The sequence below is a fragment of the Dorea sp. D27 genome (genome assembly GCF_001185345.1).
Lineage (GTDB): Bacteria > Bacillota > Clostridia > Lachnospirales > Lachnospiraceae > Extibacter.
Genome location: NZ_KQ236746.1, coordinates 382,516 through 400,476 on the forward strand (window position 1 = coordinate 382,516; position 17,961 = coordinate 400,476).

Here is a 17,961-nt window from a genome sequence, read left to right on the forward strand (position 1 = left end):
AGGATAAGGGCTACGGAAAGGATTCTCCGCCTCTCCCGCTTACACCTGCGCATCTCCCACCCGGCTCCCCGCCCGCTATCTACTTCACTTAACAAGGGCGAGAGCGGTCGTGTAACGTTACTGGACAGCGGATGAACGATGGCTGCGTGAGGTGAATGATAATATATAACAAGCACAATATGTGTAGCTAGTGTGTATATAGTCGCTGTTAAGCGTTTGCAGCGAGGCGTACTCGCCATTGCCGCAAGAAGAGCCGGAATCAGACAGGGCATGTTATCTCGAATAACATCCACATATCTGATTCCGGCTCTTCTCATATTAGGATTTCTTTTCGGAAAAGTGTTTAGCTTGCTTAGCCTTTTATCACTATGCTGACACAGCCAAAGCGCTTCTATCAGCCAGCAACGTCACACAGCCACCTCCGCCCGTGCCAGTAAAGTAGATAGCCGCTGGGGAGACAGGGGACATATGCGCAGGTATAAGCGGGAGGGACGGAGAATCCTCACCAGATTCCTTGGCCCGTGGGGTGTTAGCCGCTATCGGCGAACATTCCACAGGCTTAGGAATCTGTGTGATAGTCGCAGTCCCGGACGCATCGCAGCAGATGCCCCCTGCCTTCCCAGCGGCGTCAACTTCACTAAACTCACATTTCATTGCAGATTCTACTTGTTTTTCCCGGAAAACATGATAAAATATGTACTAGACTTGTATTTTTATGCAGAATAATTTATCAATTAAATTTGGAGGAATACTATTATGAAATTGAAGAAGCTAATGAGTGTACTGTTAGTTGGGGCATGTGTTGTCTCCCTGGCGGCATGTGGTTCCAAGAAGGAAGAGAAAAGTGACGACGGGGATAAAAAGTCCAAAGACACGCTCGTAATGGCTACGAACGCAGAGTTCCCGCCATATGAGTTCCGTGAAGGAGACAAGATTGTCGGAATTGATGCAGAGGTAGCGCAGGCTATCGCCGATCAGCTTGGAATGGAGCTGAAGATTGAGGATATGGCATTTGACTCTATCATTCCTGCCGTTACAAGCGGGAAAGCTGACTTTGGCGCAGCCGGGCTTACGGTGACAGAGGACCGTAAAAAGAATGTTGACTTTACAGATACTTATGCAAAGGCTACCCAGGTAATCATGGTGAAGGAAGACAGCGATGTGGCAGGGCCGGACGATCTGGAAGGCAAGAAGATAGGTGTACAGCTTGGAACGACAGGCGATATGTATGCCGGAGACATCAAAGATGCAGAAGTAGAACGTTACAATAAAGGATTCGAGGCGGTCCAGGCTGTACAGCAGGGCAAGATTGACGCTGTAGTCATCGACGGCGAGCCTGCCAAAGAATTTGTAAAGCAGGCGGAAGGAATCAAGATTCTGGATGAAGCGTTTACAGAGGAAGAGTATGCGCTTGCAGTAGATAAAGGAAATGATGATCTGCTCAAGAAGATCAATGACGCGCTGAATGACCTGAAAGAAAATGGCAAGCTGGATGAAATCGTAGATAAATACATCAATGCAGATGATGCAGAATAAAGAGATAAGGATGTAGAGTATGTTACAGACATGGCAGGATAAATTCGTTGCAAATTTTATACAAGATAACCGCTGGAAATATCTGTGGGACGGTCTGAAAGTTACGCTTCAGATTACATTTTTTGCTGTGCTCATCGGTATTGCGCTTGGATTCCTCGTGGCTATCGTGCGCTCCACTTACGACAGGACGGGAAAGCTTAAGATTCTGAATCTGCTGTGCAAGCTGTACCTGACGGTCATACGTGGAACTCCTGTTGTCGTACAGCTGCTTATCATATACTTTGTCATATTCGGAAGCACGGATGTCGATAAGGTATTCGTAGCAGTTTTGGCGTTCGGCATCAATTCGGGAGCTTACGTTGCGGAGATATTCCGTTCTGGCATCATGTCCATCGACAATGGACAGTTTGAAGCAGGGCGGAGCCTGGGATTCAATTACGTCCAGACGATGATACATATTATAATGCCGCAGGCATTTAAGAATGTACTGCCTGCGCTTGGAAATGAATTTATCGTGCTCCTGAAAGAGACATCCGTATCCGGCTATATCGCCATGCAGGATCTGACAAAGGGCGGGGATATCATAAGGAGCCAGACATTTGACGCTTTTATGCCCCTTATTGGTGTTGCTCTTATCTACCTGGCTATGGTATTGATATTTACAAAGCTTGTAAATATGCTGGAAAGGAGGTTAAGGAGCAGTGACCATTAACGGAGAGACATTGATTAAAGTAGAAGATCTGCATAAAATATTCGGGGAGCTGCATGCACTTGACGGAGTTTCTGAAGAGATACGCAAAGGGGAAGTGGTCGTTGTCGTAGGACCGTCAGGTTCCGGCAAGTCTACCTTCCTGCGTTCGCTGAATCTGCTGGAAGTGCCATCCAGAGGGCATGTGTACTTTGAAGGCACCGATATTACCGGCAGGAATGTGGATATCAACAAGCACCGACAGAAGATGGGGATGGTATTCCAGCATTTTAACCTGTTCCCCCACAAGACGATACTGCAGAATATCACGCTGGCTCCTGTCAAGCTTCTGAAGAAGAGCAAAGAAGAAGCGGAAAAGAAAGCCATGGATCTGCTCAGGCTCGTAGGGCTGGAGGAAAAGGCGGACGCCTACCCTTCCCAGCTGTCCGGCGGACAGAAGCAGAGGATAGCTATCATACGTTCTCTGGCTATGAATCCGGAGGTGATGCTTTTTGATGAACCGACGTCTGCCCTTGACCCTGAGATGGTAGGGGAAGTGCTGGAGCTGATGAAAAAGCTTGCACAGGACGGTATGACCATGGTCGTGGTGACCCATGAGATGGGATTTGCCAAGGAAGTGGCCACCCGGGTCATCTTTATGGATGAAGGACGAATCAAGGAACAGGGAAGTCCGGCAGAGTTCTTCGGAAACCCAAAAGAACCAAGGCTTCAGGAGTTTCTTTCGAAGATATTATAACATTTAGATTATAGAAAAGATGAATACACTGCAGAGAGCTGTTCAGATATCAGCTCTCTGCTTTTGATTTCCAAGCAGGGCTGAAGCACATAGATTATCAATTAGGACATAAAAATTACCTGTGTTATCATATAAGCAGTAACGTATATAGTGATGCTGCAGCATTGAAAGGAAATCTGGTGGGAATCCAGGACAGTTAAGATTCTTATTGGTGGGAAAGGACAGCGGTTGCGCTGTCTTTTCTTTGCCGATTTTTGCATAGGAAATTTATTTGGAACTACCGGAACCCGCGTTCTTTATTCTAGAATACTAACAAGAGGGATGAAAATCTGCAGGATTATTGGAATACGAATATCAGAAAGGTAGTCAAGTGATGGGAGAGATAAAAGAGTTTCACTGTACATACGACAATTCCGCTGGTGTCAATGAAGAGGTGACCCGTAAGCTTAACTTACAGTTTCCCGACGCATACATGCACTGGGAGACGATGGCGGTCCTGTCCAAGGCGCTGAAGGTGCACGTCGGAGCATCCTTCTGCGAACTGCCTTTCTGTCATACGGCTAAGGCCGAAGCAATGGACGGCCTATACGATTCTGGTCGTCCATTTGCTGCAGTCCCACACTTCATTGACGATGTCCTGATAGAATTCAGGTTCATGGCAGATGAGAAGCATAGTCCCGCGGTATTCCTCTAACGCAGACTTCAGGGCATCCTTTGCGTCTGTATCGAGATGGTTGGTAGGCTCGTCCAGGAGCAGGACATTGGTATCGCGGTTCACAAGCTTGCACAGGCGTACCTTCGCCTGCTCCCCGCCGCTGAGCACCCGCACCTGGCTCTCGATATGCTTTGTCGTGAGCCCGCACTTTGCAAGGGCAGAGCGCACTTCATACTGGCTTAAGGAAGGGAATTCCTGCCAGATCTCTTCGATGCAGGTCGTCTTGTTGTTATAATCCCCTTCCTGCTCGAAATAGCCGGGCAGTATATTCTCCCCTGCTTCGCATGTGCCGGAAAGCGAAGGGACAAGACCGAGGAGACTTCGGATCAATGTCGTCTTACCGATGCCATTGGCCCCGGTCAGGGCAATTTTCTGCCCCCTTTCAAGCGCGAAGTTCAGCGGTTTGGAAAGTGGTTCGTCATATCTGATTACGAAATCCCGGACTTCAAAGATATATTTGCCAGGCGTACGCCCGAGGCGGAAATGAAACTCCGGTTTGGGCCGCTTGGCCGCCAGTTCGATGACGTCCATCTTATCCAGCTTTTTTTGTCTCGACATGGCCATGTTGCGGGTGGAGACCCGGGCCTTGTTCCTGGCAACAAAGTCCTTAAGCTGGCTGATTTCCTGCTGCTGCCGTTTGTAGGCAGCTTCCAGCTGTGCTTTTTTGACCTCGTATACTTTTAGGAATTCGTCATAATCCCCTACATACCGGTTCAGTTCCTGATGTTCCATATGGTAGATGATATTGACCACATCATTTAAGAACGGGATGTCATGGGATATGAGGACAAAAGCATTTTCGTATTCTTCAAGGTAGCGCTTCAGCCAGTTGATATGCTCTTCATCCAGATAATTGGTAGGCTCATCGAGCAGCAGTATATCCGGCTTCTGAAGAAGCAGCTTCCCGAGCAGGACCCGTGTCCTCTGGCCTCCGCTTAAGTCGGTGACATCCTTCTCAAGTCCGATGTCCATTAGTCCTAGCGCACGAGCCACTTCTTCTGCCTTGGCGTCTAAGACATAAAAATCGTGTAGCGTCAGTGTATCCTGTATCGTACCCAGCTCTTCCATCAGAAGGTTCATGCTGTCTTCGTCCGCCGAGCCAAGCGCGGTGCAGATATCGTTCATCCTTGCCTCCAGATCAAAGAGATGGGAGAAAGCAGATTTTAAGGCGTCACGTATGGTCATCCCTTTTTCCAGAACGGTATGCTGGTCCAAGTAGCCTATGTGGATGTCTTTGGCCCATTCTATTTTGCCTGCATCCGGCATCAGCCTGCCGGTTACGATATTAAAAAAGGTTGATTTTCCTTCTCCGTTCGCGCCTACAAGACCGATGTGCTCTCCTTTCTGCATACGGAAAGAGACATCATGGAAAATGGCGCGGTCGCCGAAGCCATGGGAAAGATGATCTACAGTTAAAATGCTCATGGTTCTATAACTCCTTTGCTGCTGCCATAGGTGGACAGCAGTATCAATATAACATATAATAATGTGAGTTGTCTATCAGAGAAAGCGGGGGGCGGTGGACTTACCGGCCGCAATCTCTTTGTTGATCCTGTTGCGGAGCTGAATCATATACATGTCTGATTTCGGAAACCGCTTGAACGTCAGAGGCTCTGCCAGATTTTCTTCAATAAGCTCCATGACATAGTCCCTGCTTGTGAGGGATTCCAGCAGACGGCAGGCCCGAAGGTCGCAGAGCGCTTCGTAGTGGACCATCATGCGTATGGATTCTTCCGGCTGTCCGCCGGCCCCCGGATATACGAGGAACGGATCGCCTGCCGGGAAGCCTCCCCCTGCGTCTGTGACTTCATACGGGTTGATATGCTCAAGGGAGAACTGGCTGTTATAAAAATTATATCCCCAGTGCAGGATACCGATGATATCATACTTATATAGCTGGATGCCATAGATTCGGTTGCGCAGCGACGGCATGGACATGAACCGGTTGCTCACTTCGAGGTACTGTTCGACGCAGTAATAGGTCCACATATCGGTAAGCCCGTGCCCGAGGAACTCGTCAATCTCATTATTGCCGGGAATCGGTTTGTCTACGAGGCCGTGCCGGTAGAATTCGTAGCTTGAGAGGGCGTCGAAGGTATGGAAGCCTTCCAGCAGGCCCGCCACAGATTCTTTCGCCTGCCGGTACGTATCCAGGTCATCCGGGCGGGGCTCATCCGACAGATGGAAGTAGGTAACCTTATCTATGCCCCATTCTTTGAGCCTGCCGGTTAGCTCGGGCAGGAAGGCGTGGAGAAAGCGGGTATATTCTCCGACGGCTGGCGTGTGCCAGCCGAATATCTTTTCCTGCCGTCCTCCTACGTCGGCCATGATCTTCGGCGGATATTTGGCGCCCCACTGGGAGAAAAGATGGGACATCTCAAAGTATTCTATGCCGCATGCACGGCAGAGGTCCACCCAGCGTTTCAGCCGGCTGAAGCCAAAGGTATAAGTACCGTCTTCTACAGTGACGTCTATGAGCTGTACCGTGGTCCTGTCCCCTCCGAAAGCCGTGTCAAGAGCAGGAGTGAATAATGGGGTCAGCATCATGTTGCATCCCCTGTCCGTATATTCCAGGAAAAAGTTCTTTAAGATTGCCCAGTGCTTCTCAGAAAATACAGGGACATGATAGTAGTCTGCAAGGCAGTCTGCATGCATCCATTCCGTGTGCAGAATCTCCTGCTTCGGCAGCACGGCATCATATATGGTGACGGAGCTTTCCGCGCTGCAGAGCGTCCGCCCCTCATCCACCAATGATATTTCTATCGGATATACGCCAGGAACCATATCTTCCGGGACTCTGATATCAATCCAGAGGCTGCGCCACATTCCGGGATAGATGTATGTAGTGTCATCGGCCAGGTCCCGCAGCAGATCGGGGTACATTCCCGATGTGGTCCTCAGATAGTTGTCATCTGTCTCAGGATTGCATGCGCGCCCTACGGGAACGTTCTGCACATTGCGCACCCGGATGAAGTCCTTTATCGGTGACTGGATGACGACGTTAGCCTCCGTCTTGAAAAAGGTGCCGGAAACGGTGCAGGCGGCCTGGAAGGATACGGTCTCTCCTTTCAGAGAGCTTAAGGGAAGGCACTCCGGCCGGTAGACGGGAGTCTCGTCCGGGAAGACCTTCGCAAGTGAGCTGAGCAGCTTTATTTCATAAACGGGTGTCTGTGAATCCATTACACGTAAACCTCTCTTTCTTCATTTTTATAGCTGTAGAAATATTGTACGTTGTTAGGACGGCATTGTATAGGACAAACGACCATTTCCTTATAGAAAATACTGATATAGCTATAGAAGATGACTATGCAAATTCAGGAAGAATATGATTCTGTATTGGCGGGAAGCAGCAGCATGTGCTAGAATGACTGTTATAAACGCAAGTAAAAAATCAGGAGAGAAAAACTATGAAGTACGAACGGATCAGGAAAGGGATGTTTCTGGAGCGTCCGAACCGTTTTATCGCATATATTGAATCAGACGGAAGGAAGGAGACGGTTCATGTCAAGAACACGGGCCGCTGTACAGAGCTGCTCGTGCCAGGGGCAGAAGTATATATACAGAAGTCGGACAACCCGCAGCGGAAGACGGGATGGGACCTGATCAGCGTCAGGAAAGGGGACCGCATAATCAACATGGATTCCCAGATACCGAACCGGGTGGTACAGGAATGGATGGAAGAGGGACATTTCGCAGAGGGCATCGACCTCATCCGTCCAGAGTATCCGTACCGTAATTCCAGAATCGACCTGTATGTGGAGACCGGGGACAGGAAGATTCTTGTGGAGGTGAAGGGCGTGACGCTGGAAGAAGACGGCGTCGTGCGGTTTCCGGACGCCCCGAGCGAGAGGGCCGTCAAACATGTGGAAGAGCTTACGGAAGCTGTGAAGGAAGGATATGAGGCATATGTATTCTTTGTCATACAGATGAGGGGTGTGCGCTGCTTTGCTCCGAACATGGACACGCACCCGGCTTTTGGAGAGGCGCTTAGAAAAGCAGCGGGAGGCGGCGTCCATGTCGTGGCATACGACTGCGAGGTGTCCATTGACAGTATCACGCTTGCCGAAGAAGTCCCGGTGATTCTTCACGAGCCTCTTCTGTACGAGCTGGCTGAACCTCTCGTTGGCTGGTACCGCAGGAATAAGAGAGAACTGCCATGGAGAAAGCAGCCGGATGCCTATCACGTATGGGTGTCGGAAATCATGCTCCAGCAGACGAGAGTGGAAGCCGTGAAGCCCTATTACGAGCGCTTCCTGAAAGCACTTCCGACGGTAAGGGATCTGGCAGAAGCAGATGAGGATACGCTTTTAAAGCTCTGGGAAGGACTTGGATACTATAACAGGGTGCGCAATATGCAGAAGGCGGCACAGCAGATTATGCTGGACTACGGCGGCGAGTTCCCGGGAACTTATGAGGAGATATTGTCTCTGAAAGGGATTGGAAGCTATACTGCCGGGGCGGTCAGCGCGTTTGCCTACGGTATCCCGAAACCTGCCGTGGACGGAAACGTGCTGAGGGTCGTCTCGAGGATACTGGCAAGCACCGAGGATATTATGAAGCAGGGCGTCCGCAAAGATATAGAGAAAAAGCTGGAAGAAGTCATTCCCCCGGACGCAGCCAGCGACTTTAACCAGGGACTGATTGAGCTCGGCGCTATTGTCTGCCTGCCAAACGGAGAGCCAAAATGCGGGGAATGTCCGGCAGGCAGGCTGTGCAGGGCACATCGGATGGGTATAGAGTCGGAACTGCCGGTAAAGAAAAAGCAGCGTGCGCGTCGCATCGAGGAGCGTACGGTATTTATCTTCCGGGACGGAGAGATGGCGGCTGTCAGAAAGCGGCCGGGAAAGGGGCTGCTCGCCGGAATGTATGAGCTTCCCAATGTCGAGGGCAGGCTGACAAAAGAGGAGGCGCTTAGCTATAGCAGGCACATCGGGCTTGCCCCGATTCACATAAAGTGCCTTGGGGATGCAAAGCATATTTTCAGCCATGTCGAGTGGCACATGACAGGATACCTCATCCGGGTGGACGAACTGGAGAATTCCTGTTCCGAAGATTTCCTGTTCATCCACCCGGATGAAGTCCAGGAGAAGTATCCGGTACCCGCTGCATTTGAACATTATGCAGACTATATCGACATCCGGCTTGGACAGGAGAAGTACAGGCAGTAGAGCGGCCACGGGGCGAGGGGCACGAGTACGGCTGCGGGGAGGGACGCAAGGGTCGGCGGACAGAAAAAAAGAAGGGGCCAGGCCCCTTCTTTCCATGAATTTTTACAGTCTTTCGTTGTTGTCCCGCATGAACTTGTACTCTGCAACAGAGCGGTCAAATCCTTCGATGTGGACATAGAACCATTTTACAATGTTTTCTTCCACTTTCTCGACGAAAGCCTCTGACGGTCCTTCCTCTTCCTGAAGCATCTCCTGAAGTTCACTGATGGTCTGCTTGAATACTTCATGCTGTGCTTTGTGTTTCTCGTATCCCGGATATTCGATGTCTTTTTGAAGCTGTTCCTCTGCCTTGAAATGGTAATCTGTATAATCGGACAGATAGTCAAGCGTCTTGATGGCGGTAAGCTTCTCGTTACCCCCTTCACAGCTCTCGAGCAGACCGTTCATTCTCCCAATCAATTCTTTATGCTGAGAGTCGATCATCTCATTTCCTGTTACCAGATTCTCACTAAATTCTGCTTGCATATTCTTCATCTCCTTTTTATTGTGTTAAACCAGCCGTTCAGATTGGCTGATGGGAAAGCTTCGGCGCTTTCTTTTCCTGAGTTACATACACGAGCGGATAGAGGACGCAAGCCATTGCTGCTGCGGCGATGACATCCGTCACGGAATGCTGCTTCAGGAACATGGTGGATAGAATAATCAAAAATGCCATGATATATGTGCCGTACTGGATTGTCTTATGCTTCTTAAGCGCACTGCTGTGGGACACTGCTATGGCAACTCCGATGGAATTAAACACGTGGATGCTTGGCAGGACGTTGGTAGGTGTATCGGTAGTATAGAGCCTCTGTACCATATCCACAAATATGTTGTCCCTTTCAAATACGACCGGCCGGAGATTCAGACCGTTCGGGAACACCGAGCAAATGATGAGGAAAATCGTCATCCCTGTAAACAAAAACGCGGTGAGCTGGTAAAATCCTTTTCTGTCGGTAAAGAAAAAATAACCGATAGCAAGTGCGATAAAGAAGAACCAGAGAAGATAAGGCACTATAAAGTATTCCACAAAAGGAATATAGTCGTCCAGCGGAGAATGTATCAGGTAAAAATGACTGTTTACATGCTTTTCCAGATAGACGAACCATGGCATATAGATGAATACATATAAGAACACCCATGCGTGCCTGTATTTTTTAATAAAATGCGTTACCTTATTCCAGGCTTTCATTCATATTACCCCTTTTTCTTTTTCGGCCAATGATATCATATTCTTGGTTCAACACGGATTATAACATGAAAAAAAAGAATCAACAACAATGTTCATTATTTGTTAATAATTTTCATTTTGTTTTTCAAAAATCTGCATGTCGTAGCAGCGGATTCCTTCCGCAAGGGCGGCTTCTGTCCGGAGCGTCCACACAGCAACAGGGGTATGGGCCAGAGAGCGGAGGACAGATACGCTGAGATTCGGGAGATCTGCAAGCTTATAGGAGATGAAGTCCGGCCTTCCAAGAAAATCTGTGAGGAGATAGCGTACCATAAGCCGCAGAAGCCACGGCTCTCTGCTTTTCTTTTTCGTCAGGTTGTCAGACAGCTGCCCCCGCAGCACTTCCGGCGCATGCAGACGGAACCAGCGCAACCCCATCGTGTTGAACGACTGGACTAGATAAGGCCCGTGATAACTTTTCAGCGTCTCACATAACACGCTGCAGATATCAGTGGCAGAAGAGGGAATCTTCATCTCGATAAGCAGCGGTACCTGTCCGTTGACGAGGGAGAGCACGTCCGTGAACAGAGGGATATGCTCTTTCGTATCAAACAGACGGTATCTTTCCAGTTCTTTATATGTGAGGTTCTCTATGGAATCCTTGCTGCCGCACACGCGCAGCAGGTCGTCATCGTGGAACACGGCCAGTTTCCCGTCAAGGGTCAGGTGGACATCCAGCTCAATTCCATATCCCTGGCTTATGGCAGCCCGGAACGCGGACATAGAGTTTTCCGGTATCCCTTGTGATGCACAGTGATATCCCCGGTGGGCGAAGAGCGTATGCTCATAGCGCTGCATCTGCTCTTTCCTGGAGGTACGGGGCCAGACGGCAAAGAAGTACAGTGCGGGGATAAGAAGGAGTATAACAGGTATCATATCCATAACAGCGGAATCCCTTTCCTTTTTCTAAGATAATATGATTTTTATTTTCTGCGGCTCAAGGAAGGCGCAGATATGCCTCTGGAGGAAGACAGGCTCTCCGTCCGTGTGGACAGGAAGAGGTGTCCTGCTGACGATATCCGCCTTTCTGCACGTAAAGATATGGATTCCTTTGAAACGGACGTGCCAGCCCTTAAAAGCAGTGGGAAGGAGCGCCAGCGCTTTCAGCTTGGGCATATTAGCAATCACGATGATATCGAGCAGGCCATCCGAGGGGTCGGCATCCGGGCAGAATTTGAAGCCTCCTCCTTCATAACGTGAGTTCATAGCGGCAGTAAAATATACAGATTCAAATTCCATTTTCCGGCTGTCATCGAGCGTGACGGTCATTTTCCCCGGTTTCAGGGACATCATGAGACTCAGTGCCACTCCTGCATAGGACAGCTTGCCGAGCCCTATCTTGTTCAACAGGACCTTCAGACGGGAGACCACGACTTGATGGCAGACTCCGGCATCGAAGCCGATACCGGTGCTTACCGCGAAACGCCGCCTCTTATCTTGGTAGGACATGGCTCCTACATTAATATATGTATATTTGGCCGGTGCCAGAATATGCCCGAGTGCCGTCAGAGGATCCGTTGTCAATCCGAGACCGCGGGCAAAGTCATTGCTTGAGCCGATTGGGATATAGCCGAATGTCACAAGGCTCAGATCAGTTATACCATTCATGACCTCGTTGACCGTGCCGTCGCCGCCGAGCACGATAAGCGTACATGGTTCCCGGTCACAGGTGAGCGCTCTGGCGATGCCGGTGGCATGACGCTGGTATTTTGTCAGATATGCTTTATAATCTACGCCGCGTTCCTCTAACGAGCGCTCTATATCTTTCCAGACTTTTTGTCCCAGCCCGGAGCGGGCATTGGGGTTGACGATGAAAGTATACATGCATGGCCTCCTGGTTGGTAAGAAAGTTTACAGCGCCCCGTCCAGATATGTCTCCAGCGAGCGGCGCATGTTGCCCTCAAAGTCCGCATTGCCGCTTTTGAGACACCATTCAAATACGTTGCCGATCACAATCATCCGGATGTCCGTGGTGATGTCATCCAGGCTGTGGCGGGGAGTAACGATTCCTGCTCTGACTGCTTTGTCCAGATAATTGCGCACCGTTACAATCGGGTACGGGCGCTCTGTGCGTATAAGGGGGTTCAGCGACTGGTTCTTAGGCGTATAGTAATTGGCCATGAACTCCACGCCGAGCACCCTGCAATAGGTTACGTAATTCAGATACACATGGACGATGGTCGTCTTGGCTTCCTCCGTATTGGCCGGGAGGTCGAGATAGTCGGGATTGATGCTCGGCTGCTCTTCTATGTAGTAGGAGAGCAGGTCGTCTTTTGTCTTAAAGTGGTGGTAGAAGCTGCCGTTAGAGACGCCAGCTTCCTCGCATATGTTTTTAATAGATAACGCCTCGTACCCCTGCCTTTTCAAAATAGACTTTGCGGCACGGAATATGCGGTCTTTCGTTTCCTTTGACTTTTGCTGCTGCTTGGACAGTTCCTGTGATTCATTTATTTCATTCATAGTATAGAATAGTCCCTTCTTGATGTTTACGTTTCAATTTAGTCCAAGTATAGCATACAAGGCTTTGTTTTTCAATGAAACAGAGTGAACTCTGTATTGCAAATAAAGCAAGGGTGCGGGTTGAAAAGCTCTTTCTTTTCGATTACAATATAGTTTAGCGTTTATATAAAATAAAGGGGAATACATCTACATGGATATTAATCAGAAAATAACGGAAGAATTAAGCGTCAAGAGATGGCAGGTGGATGCCGCGGTCAAGCTGATTGATGAAGGCAATACGATTCCGTTTATAGCCAGATACAGGAAAGAAGCAACGGGAACGCTTGACGATGAACAACTGCGTAAGCTCTTTGAACGAATGACGTATCTGCGCAGCCTGGAAGAGAAAAAGGAGCAGGTACTGTCAAGCATCGAGGAACAGGGCAAGCTGACGGAAGAGCTGAGGAAGCAGATATTGGCGGCTGAGACGCTCGTAGTCGTGGAAGATCTGTACCGTCCATACCGGCCCAAGAGAAGGACGCGGGCAACGATTGCGAAAGAGAAGGGGCTGGAGCCGCTGGCGGACCTCATCACCTTGCAGAAGCTTGCACGTCCTCTGGAAGAAGAGGCGCTGCCTTATGTAGAGGAAGAAAAAGGAGTTGGCACGGTTAAGGAGGCTGTGGACGGTGCGAAGGACATCATAGCCGAACGCATATCCGATGAGGCGGATTACCGCATATGGATACGGAAGATAACAGCCCAGAAAGGTCGGTTGATATCTCTGGCAAAGAATGAAAAAGCAGAATCTGTCTATGAAATGTATTATAATTTTGAAGAACCTGTAAGCAGGTTGGCCGGACATCGTGTGCTGGCACTGAACAGAGGAGAGAAGGAGAAGTTCCTGACGGTCAAGGTAGAAGCACCGGAGGAAGATATCCTCCGGTATCTGGAGAAGAAGACGATAGTCTTGGACAACCCGTACACTGTTCCTGTTCTGAAAGAGGCGGCAGAAGACAGCTACAAGAGGCTGATAGCACCTGCCATAGAGCGGGAGATAAGGAACGACTTGACAGAACGGGCGGAAGACGGGGCAATCGAAGTGTTTGGAAAGAATCTGGAGCAACTCCTCATGCAGCCTCCGATTGTCGGGCAGACGGTACTTGGATGGGATCCGGCATTCCGTACGGGGTGCAAGCTGGCAGTCGTAGATCCGACAGGCAAGGTCATCGGTACGACGGTTATCTACCCGACCGCACCGACTACACCGCAGAAGATGGAGGCGGCCAGGAACCTGCTCAAGAAGATTATTAAGAAATATGATATAACGCTTATATCGCTTGGCAATGGGACTGCGTCCAGAGAATCGGAGCAGTTCATCGTGGAGCTTCTAAAAGAAATTCCCGAGAAAGTTCAGTATGTCATTGTGAACGAGGCGGGAGCTTCGGTCTACTCTGCAAGCAAGCTGGCTTCTGAGGAATTCCCGAAGTTTGATGTAGGTCAGCGCAGCGCCACGTCCATCGCGAGAAGGCTTCAGGATCCCCTTGCGGAGCTTGTCAAGATAGACCCGAAATCCATCGGAGTAGGACAGTACCAGCATGACATGAACCAGAAAAAGCTGAGCGAGACGCTCTCCGGTGTTGTGGAAGGCTGTGTAAATAAAGTGGGAGTGGACCTGAATACGGCTTCCGCCCCGCTGCTTTCCTATATCTCGGGCATTACGGGGACGATAGCGAAAAATATCGTCACTTACCGTGAAGAAAATGGAACGTTCACGAACCGGAGGCAGCTTCTGAAGGTGTCTAAGCTCGGGCCGAAGGCTTATGAGCAGTGTGCCGGGTTCATGCGGATTCAGAATGGGGACAATCCGCTGGACGCAACGAGCGTACACCCGGAATCTTATGAGGCGGCTGAAAAGCTGCTTAAGAAGCAGGGATTCTCTTTAGCGGATATCAGGGACGGTAAGCTGACAGGCCTGTCGCTTACGATAAAAGACTACCGCCGGCTTGCAGAAGAGCTCGGTGTCGGGGAAATAACCCTTAGAGATATCGTTAAGGAGCTCGAGAAGCCTGCCAGGGATCCGCGTGATGAGATGCCGCGGCCTATCCTGAGGACGGACGTGCTGGAGATGAAAGACCTGACAGAAGGGATGGTCTTAAAGGGCACGGTGCGCAACGTCATCGACTTCGGCGTGTTCGTAGACATCGGAGTACATCAGGACGGCCTTGTCCATATCTCCGAGATAACAGACAAGAAGTATATCAAACATCCGTTGGAAGTGGTGAGCGTCGGAGATATCGTGGATGTGAAAGTAATGAGCGTTGACCTTAAGAAGAAACGGATCCAGCTTACGATGAAGGGAATATCTTAAAGGGACGCATTAGGTCATTGGGGGAAATAAAAATGAAGAAAAATATGAAAATTGTACTTGGGGTGCTGGCAGGAAATGCAATCCTGGCTCTTGCGGTGGCAGCATTTGTCGTACCACACGGAATCATCATGGGAGGTGCGACCGGTATCGGTCTTGCGATTACGCACTATGTACCCGTCAATCTGTCTGTCGTAATCTTTATTGTCAATGCGATACTATTTGTGCTTGGGGCATTTACGCTTGGCAGGAAGTTTGCGCTCACTACGATTATCAGTACTTTCGTATATCCGGTATTTCTTGAGATTGCAGGAAAGGTTCCGGGGGTGGGGGGACTGACGGATAATATTCTGCTGGCAACGGTGTACGCCGGCCTCCTGCTCGGCCTTGGCATCGGACTTGTCGTACGGCAGGGCGCGTCTACAGGCGGTACGGACATTCTGGCACTTGTACTGAACAAGTTTCTGCACGGACCGGTGGCCGTGTTCATGTATATCGTGGATTTCATCGTACTTGGATGCCAGATATTCTTTTCGGGCGCAGAGCAGATTCTGTATGGTATCCTGGCACTTATGCTCATGACGATGGTGATGAACAGGGTGGTGCTATTCGGACAGACACAGATACAGCTTTTTATCATCTCTGAGAAGCATGAGGAAATCAGGCAGAGGATACTTAAGGATATGAATGTAGGAGCGACGATGGTGCACATTGAGACGGGCTATGGAAAAGAGCAGCAAAAAGGTGTGCTCTGCGTCATCCCTCACAGGAAGCTGTATGCGGTGAACGATACGATCAGCAGGATAGATGACAAGGCATTTACAACCATCACTCAGATAAAAGAAGTGAAAGGCCGCGGTTTTTCCATGGAGCGTGTCAGCTATCAGGAGGAACTGTAAGTTTAGTGAAGTTGACGCCGCTGGGGAGGCAGGGGGCATCTGCTGCGATGCGTCCGGGACTGCGACTATCACACAGATTCCTAAGCCTGTGGGATGTTCGCCGATAGCGGCTCACACCCCACGGGCCAAGGAATCTGGTGAGGATTCTCCGTCCCTCCCGCTTACACCTTCGCATCTGTCCCCTGCCTCCCCAGCGGCTATCTACTTTACTGGCACAGGCGGGGGTGGTTGTGTGACGCTACTGGCGGTCGAAAGGATTGGTCTGTGTCAGTATATTAATAAAAAGGCGGAATGAAATTATTATGAGGAAGAGCCGGAATCAGGTACAGGGCATAACATCCCCTGTCTGATTCCGGCTCTTCCTGCAGCAACGGCGTGCACGCCTCGCTGCAAACGTTTAACTACGATAATATACACCGTTCTAAACTGTATGTGCTGTTTACGTTAAGCTTGCTATCATTTTCCATCTAGCTGACGCAGTCAGCGTTCATCCGCTGGCCAGTAATGTCACACAGCCACTCTCGCCCTTGTTAAGTGGAGTAGATAGCGGGCGGGGAGCCAGGTGGGAGATGCGCAGGTGTAAGCCGCTATCGGCGCGCATTCCGCAGCCACTTTACTTGACAAACCCTAAAACTCCCAGTTCTTTCATAAGCTCCCGGATTGCATCATCGGTCTCTTCCAATGCGTCGGCTATTTCTTCAACTGATTTCCCTTTTTCAAGCTTCTTTTTGATTAAATTGATGCGTTCTTCTTTACGTCCTTCCTGCATTCCTTCTTTTCTTGCCTCTTCTTTCTCGTAATATTTCTCTTCCCATGCCTGCATATACTTCACCCCGACTTCTTCACTGCTGCGTACCTTCCGGACCCGGTCGTGGATGCGGCGGATGCGTTCGCTCCCGGCATGCTCCGCCGCCTCGTCCGTCGTATGCTCCACGTAGTGCAGGAACTCCGCCAGCTCCTCTGAGACTTCATCGTCATTCGTCCCACGGGTGTTCAGGAAAATCCGGGTTGCACCGTCTTCGAGGATGCATCCCGGCGCTTCCTCACACACGCCCCGGAAGGTGTACCGGTACTTCCCGCGGCCGAACAGGTCGAAGGGCGTAATCATGATGAGGTACGACTCGTTCAGCTGGCTGTAGTCCGGAATCCCGGGCTCAAGCAGGGAGATGTCCACGAGCGACTGGTAATAGCGGCTCCGCCTGGACAGGTCCGCCCTGCGCTGCTTCTGCATCTCCGTATTATAGACGGCCCTGTCCTCATCCATGGAGAAGATGTCCAGGCGGACGGAGCGTGCCTCCGGCGTGATCCGAAGCTCCTTCTCCGCCTCGTTCTGCGTAAGGAGCGTGACATCCCTGCCCAGGATGATTCCGAGCGCCTCCTGGTGGGCCAGCGGATCCTCCATCACTTCCTCGAATAGGAAACGGTCCGTAAGGTTCAGTTTGTTTAATGGTATCAGCTTTTGTCTTCTGTTCATATGGTTCTCCTTCATTTTATCATACTTTATCTACGGTTAACAGACGGAAAACAAAAGAACGGCCTCCATAGGCATCCCTCCTTCGCATAAAAGATTTGTTACAAACATCGGATAGGTACGGCGATCTGCCGTAGATGAACTAGATAAATCAGAATGTTTGATTTGTGCTTATATGATATCACACATCGCCGTCCGCTATCTACTTTACTAACAAGGGCGTGAGCGGCCGTGTGACGTTACTGGCCAGCGGATGAACGCTGGCTGCGTCAGCTAGATGGAAAATGGTAGCAAGCTCAGTGTATACAGCACATACAGTTTAAAACGTTGTATATTATCGTAGTTAAACGTTTGCAGCGAGGCGTACACGCCGTTGCTGCAGGAAGAGCCGGGGTCAGGCAAGGGATGTTATCTCACATAACAGCCCTGTACCTGATTCCGGCTCTTCCTCATTATAATTATAATTCCATTTTGCCAAAGGTTTTCACTCGCTCAGCTTTTTTATTAATATACTGGCACAGATAAATTCCTTCCGACCGCCAGTAACGTCACACAGCCGTCCCCGCCCGTGCCAGTAAAGTAGATAGCCACTGGGGAGGCAGGGGACAGATGCGAAGGTGTAAGCGGAAGGGACGGAGAATCCTCACCAGATT

14 protein-coding genes are annotated in these 17,961 nt (G+C 50.0%); 6 read left to right on the plus strand and 8 right to left on the minus strand.

The genetic code is table 11. From position 1 onward, the window contains the following. Window positions 1-756 precede the first annotated feature (756 nt). From HMPREF0980_RS15590 to HMPREF0980_RS15600, 3 genes are read left to right on the plus strand one after another with little or no spacing between them, the layout of a single operon-like run. Window positions 757-1,536: a basic amino acid ABC transporter substrate-binding protein gene (locus HMPREF0980_RS15590; RefSeq protein ID WP_049729998.1), complete on the plus strand. Its 780-nt coding sequence runs from the start codon at window positions 757-759 to the stop codon at window positions 1,534-1,536. Window positions 1,537-1,555: 19 nt separating this feature from the next. After that, window positions 1,556-2,248 carry an amino acid ABC transporter permease gene (locus tag HMPREF0980_RS15595; RefSeq protein WP_049729999.1) on the plus strand — a complete coding sequence of 231 codons (693 nt, stop codon included), beginning with the start codon at window positions 1,556-1,558 and terminating at the stop codon, window positions 2,246-2,248. Continuing rightward, window positions 2,238-2,981 (plus strand): amino acid ABC transporter ATP-binding protein, encoded by a 744-nt coding sequence (locus HMPREF0980_RS15600; protein ID WP_049730000.1) that lies wholly within the window; start codon window positions 2,238-2,240, stop codon window positions 2,979-2,981. The genes HMPREF0980_RS15595 and HMPREF0980_RS15600 overlap by 11 nt, the downstream gene beginning before the upstream one ends. 583 nt (window positions 2,982-3,564) lie before the next feature. Here HMPREF0980_RS15600 and HMPREF0980_RS15605 read toward each other — a convergent pair. Together HMPREF0980_RS15605 and HMPREF0980_RS15610 are read right to left on the minus strand one after the other, a co-directional pair. After that, window positions 3,565-5,121 (minus strand): ABC-F family ATP-binding cassette domain-containing protein, encoded by a 1,557-nt coding sequence (locus HMPREF0980_RS15605; RefSeq protein WP_049730001.1) that lies wholly within the window; start codon window positions 5,119-5,121, stop codon window positions 3,565-3,567. Window positions 5,122-5,196: 75 nt separating this feature from the next. Next, a complete protein-coding gene (locus HMPREF0980_RS15610) occupies window positions 5,197-6,876 on the minus strand; it encodes a DUF4091 domain-containing protein (protein ID WP_049730002.1) in 1,680 nt (559 codons plus the stop codon). 227 nt (window positions 6,877-7,103) lie between these two features. On the opposite strand from HMPREF0980_RS15610, the gene mutY reads away from it, so the two are divergent. Further along, window positions 7,104-8,864 carry an A/G-specific adenine glycosylase gene (gene mutY / locus HMPREF0980_RS15615; RefSeq protein ID WP_049730003.1) on the plus strand — a complete coding sequence of 587 codons (1,761 nt, stop codon included), beginning with the start codon at window positions 7,104-7,106 and terminating at the stop codon, window positions 8,862-8,864. Between the two features lie 102 nt (window positions 8,865-8,966). On the opposite strand, the gene HMPREF0980_RS15620 is transcribed toward mutY, so the two are convergent. The 5 genes from HMPREF0980_RS15620 to HMPREF0980_RS15640 all read right to left on the minus strand — a co-directional run bounded on the left by HMPREF0980_RS15620 (window position 8,967) and on the right by HMPREF0980_RS15640 (window position 12,594). Continuing rightward, the gene (locus HMPREF0980_RS15620; protein WP_049730004.1) at window positions 8,967-9,389 is read right to left on the minus strand and encodes a bacteriohemerythrin; all 423 of its coding nucleotides are present in this window, start codon (window positions 9,387-9,389) and stop codon (window positions 8,967-8,969) included. A 37-nt stretch (window positions 9,390-9,426) separates the two neighbouring features. Further along, complete coding sequence (locus HMPREF0980_RS15625; RefSeq protein ID WP_049730005.1) at window positions 9,427-10,095, minus strand: phosphatase PAP2 family protein; 669 nt, start codon at window positions 10,093-10,095, stop codon at window positions 9,427-9,429. Window positions 10,096-10,197: 102 nt separating this feature from the next. Then, window positions 10,198-11,016, minus strand: coding sequence for a glycerophosphodiester phosphodiesterase (locus HMPREF0980_RS15630; RefSeq protein ID WP_198146303.1), 819 nt, complete (start codon window positions 11,014-11,016; stop codon window positions 10,198-10,200). A gap of 24 nt (window positions 11,017-11,040) precedes the next feature. Further along, window positions 11,041-11,958 (minus strand): diacylglycerol/lipid kinase family protein, encoded by a 918-nt coding sequence (locus HMPREF0980_RS15635; protein WP_049730006.1) that lies wholly within the window; start codon window positions 11,956-11,958, stop codon window positions 11,041-11,043. 27 nt (window positions 11,959-11,985) lie between these two features. After that, window positions 11,986-12,594 carry a TetR/AcrR family transcriptional regulator gene (locus HMPREF0980_RS15640; protein WP_049730007.1) on the minus strand — a complete coding sequence of 203 codons (609 nt, stop codon included), beginning with the start codon at window positions 12,592-12,594 and terminating at the stop codon, window positions 11,986-11,988. A 190-nt stretch (window positions 12,595-12,784) separates the two neighbouring features. Between HMPREF0980_RS15640 and HMPREF0980_RS15645 the strand changes: the two genes are divergently transcribed. Both HMPREF0980_RS15645 and HMPREF0980_RS15650 read left to right on the plus strand, forming a co-directional pair. Beyond that, entirely contained in the window at window positions 12,785-14,941 is a 2,157-nt protein-coding gene (locus HMPREF0980_RS15645; protein WP_049730008.1) for a Tex family protein, read from the plus strand. Window positions 14,942-14,973: 32 nt separating this feature from the next. After that, window positions 14,974-15,837, plus strand: a complete 864-nt coding sequence (locus tag HMPREF0980_RS15650) for a YitT family protein (RefSeq protein ID WP_049730009.1) — start codon at window positions 14,974-14,976, stop codon at window positions 15,835-15,837. Window positions 15,838-16,450: 613 nt separating this feature from the next. On the opposite strand, the gene HMPREF0980_RS15655 is transcribed toward HMPREF0980_RS15650, so the two are convergent. Continuing rightward, window positions 16,451-17,311, minus strand: a complete 861-nt coding sequence (locus HMPREF0980_RS15655) for an Rpn family recombination-promoting nuclease/putative transposase (RefSeq protein ID WP_049730010.1) — start codon at window positions 17,309-17,311, stop codon at window positions 16,451-16,453. Window positions 17,312-17,961: the final 650 nt, after the last annotated feature.

Excerpts from the sequence above, each read along its gene's own strand:
- HMPREF0980_RS15620 (WP_049730004.1), bottom strand. The coding sequence starts at position 9,389 with ATGCAAGCAGAATTTAGTGAGAATCTGGTAACAGGAAATGAGATGATC.
- mutY (WP_049730003.1), top strand. The coding sequence starts at position 7,104 with ATGAAGTACGAACGGATCAGGAAAGGGATGTTTCTGGAGCGTCCGAAC.
- HMPREF0980_RS15625 (WP_049730005.1), bottom strand. The coding sequence starts at position 10,095 with ATGAAAGCCTGGAATAAGGTAACGCATTTTATTAAAAAATACAGGCAC.
- HMPREF0980_RS15645 (WP_049730008.1), top strand. The coding sequence starts at position 12,785 with ATGGATATTAATCAGAAAATAACGGAAGAATTAAGCGTCAAGAGATGG.
- HMPREF0980_RS15635 (WP_049730006.1), bottom strand. The coding sequence starts at position 11,958 with ATGTATACTTTCATCGTCAACCCCAATGCCCGCTCCGGGCTGGGACAA.
- HMPREF0980_RS15610 (WP_049730002.1), bottom strand. The coding sequence starts at position 6,876 with ATGGATTCACAGACACCCGTTTATGAAATAAAGCTGCTCAGCTCACTT.
- HMPREF0980_RS15655 (WP_049730010.1), bottom strand. The coding sequence starts at position 17,311 with ATGAACAGAAGACAAAAGCTGATACCATTAAACAAACTGAACCTTACG.
- HMPREF0980_RS15630 (WP_198146303.1), bottom strand. The coding sequence starts at position 11,016 with ATGGATATGATACCTGTTATACTCCTTCTTATCCCCGCACTGTACTTC.
- HMPREF0980_RS15650 (WP_049730009.1), top strand. The coding sequence starts at position 14,974 with ATGAAGAAAAATATGAAAATTGTACTTGGGGTGCTGGCAGGAAATGCA.
- HMPREF0980_RS15590 (WP_049729998.1), top strand. The coding sequence starts at position 757 with ATGAAATTGAAGAAGCTAATGAGTGTACTGTTAGTTGGGGCATGTGTT.
- HMPREF0980_RS15640 (WP_049730007.1), bottom strand. The coding sequence starts at position 12,594 with ATGAATGAAATAAATGAATCACAGGAACTGTCCAAGCAGCAGCAAAAG.
- HMPREF0980_RS15605 (WP_049730001.1), bottom strand. The coding sequence starts at position 5,121 with ATGAGCATTTTAACTGTAGATCATCTTTCCCATGGCTTCGGCGACCGC.
- HMPREF0980_RS15595 (WP_049729999.1), top strand. The coding sequence starts at position 1,556 with ATGTTACAGACATGGCAGGATAAATTCGTTGCAAATTTTATACAAGAT.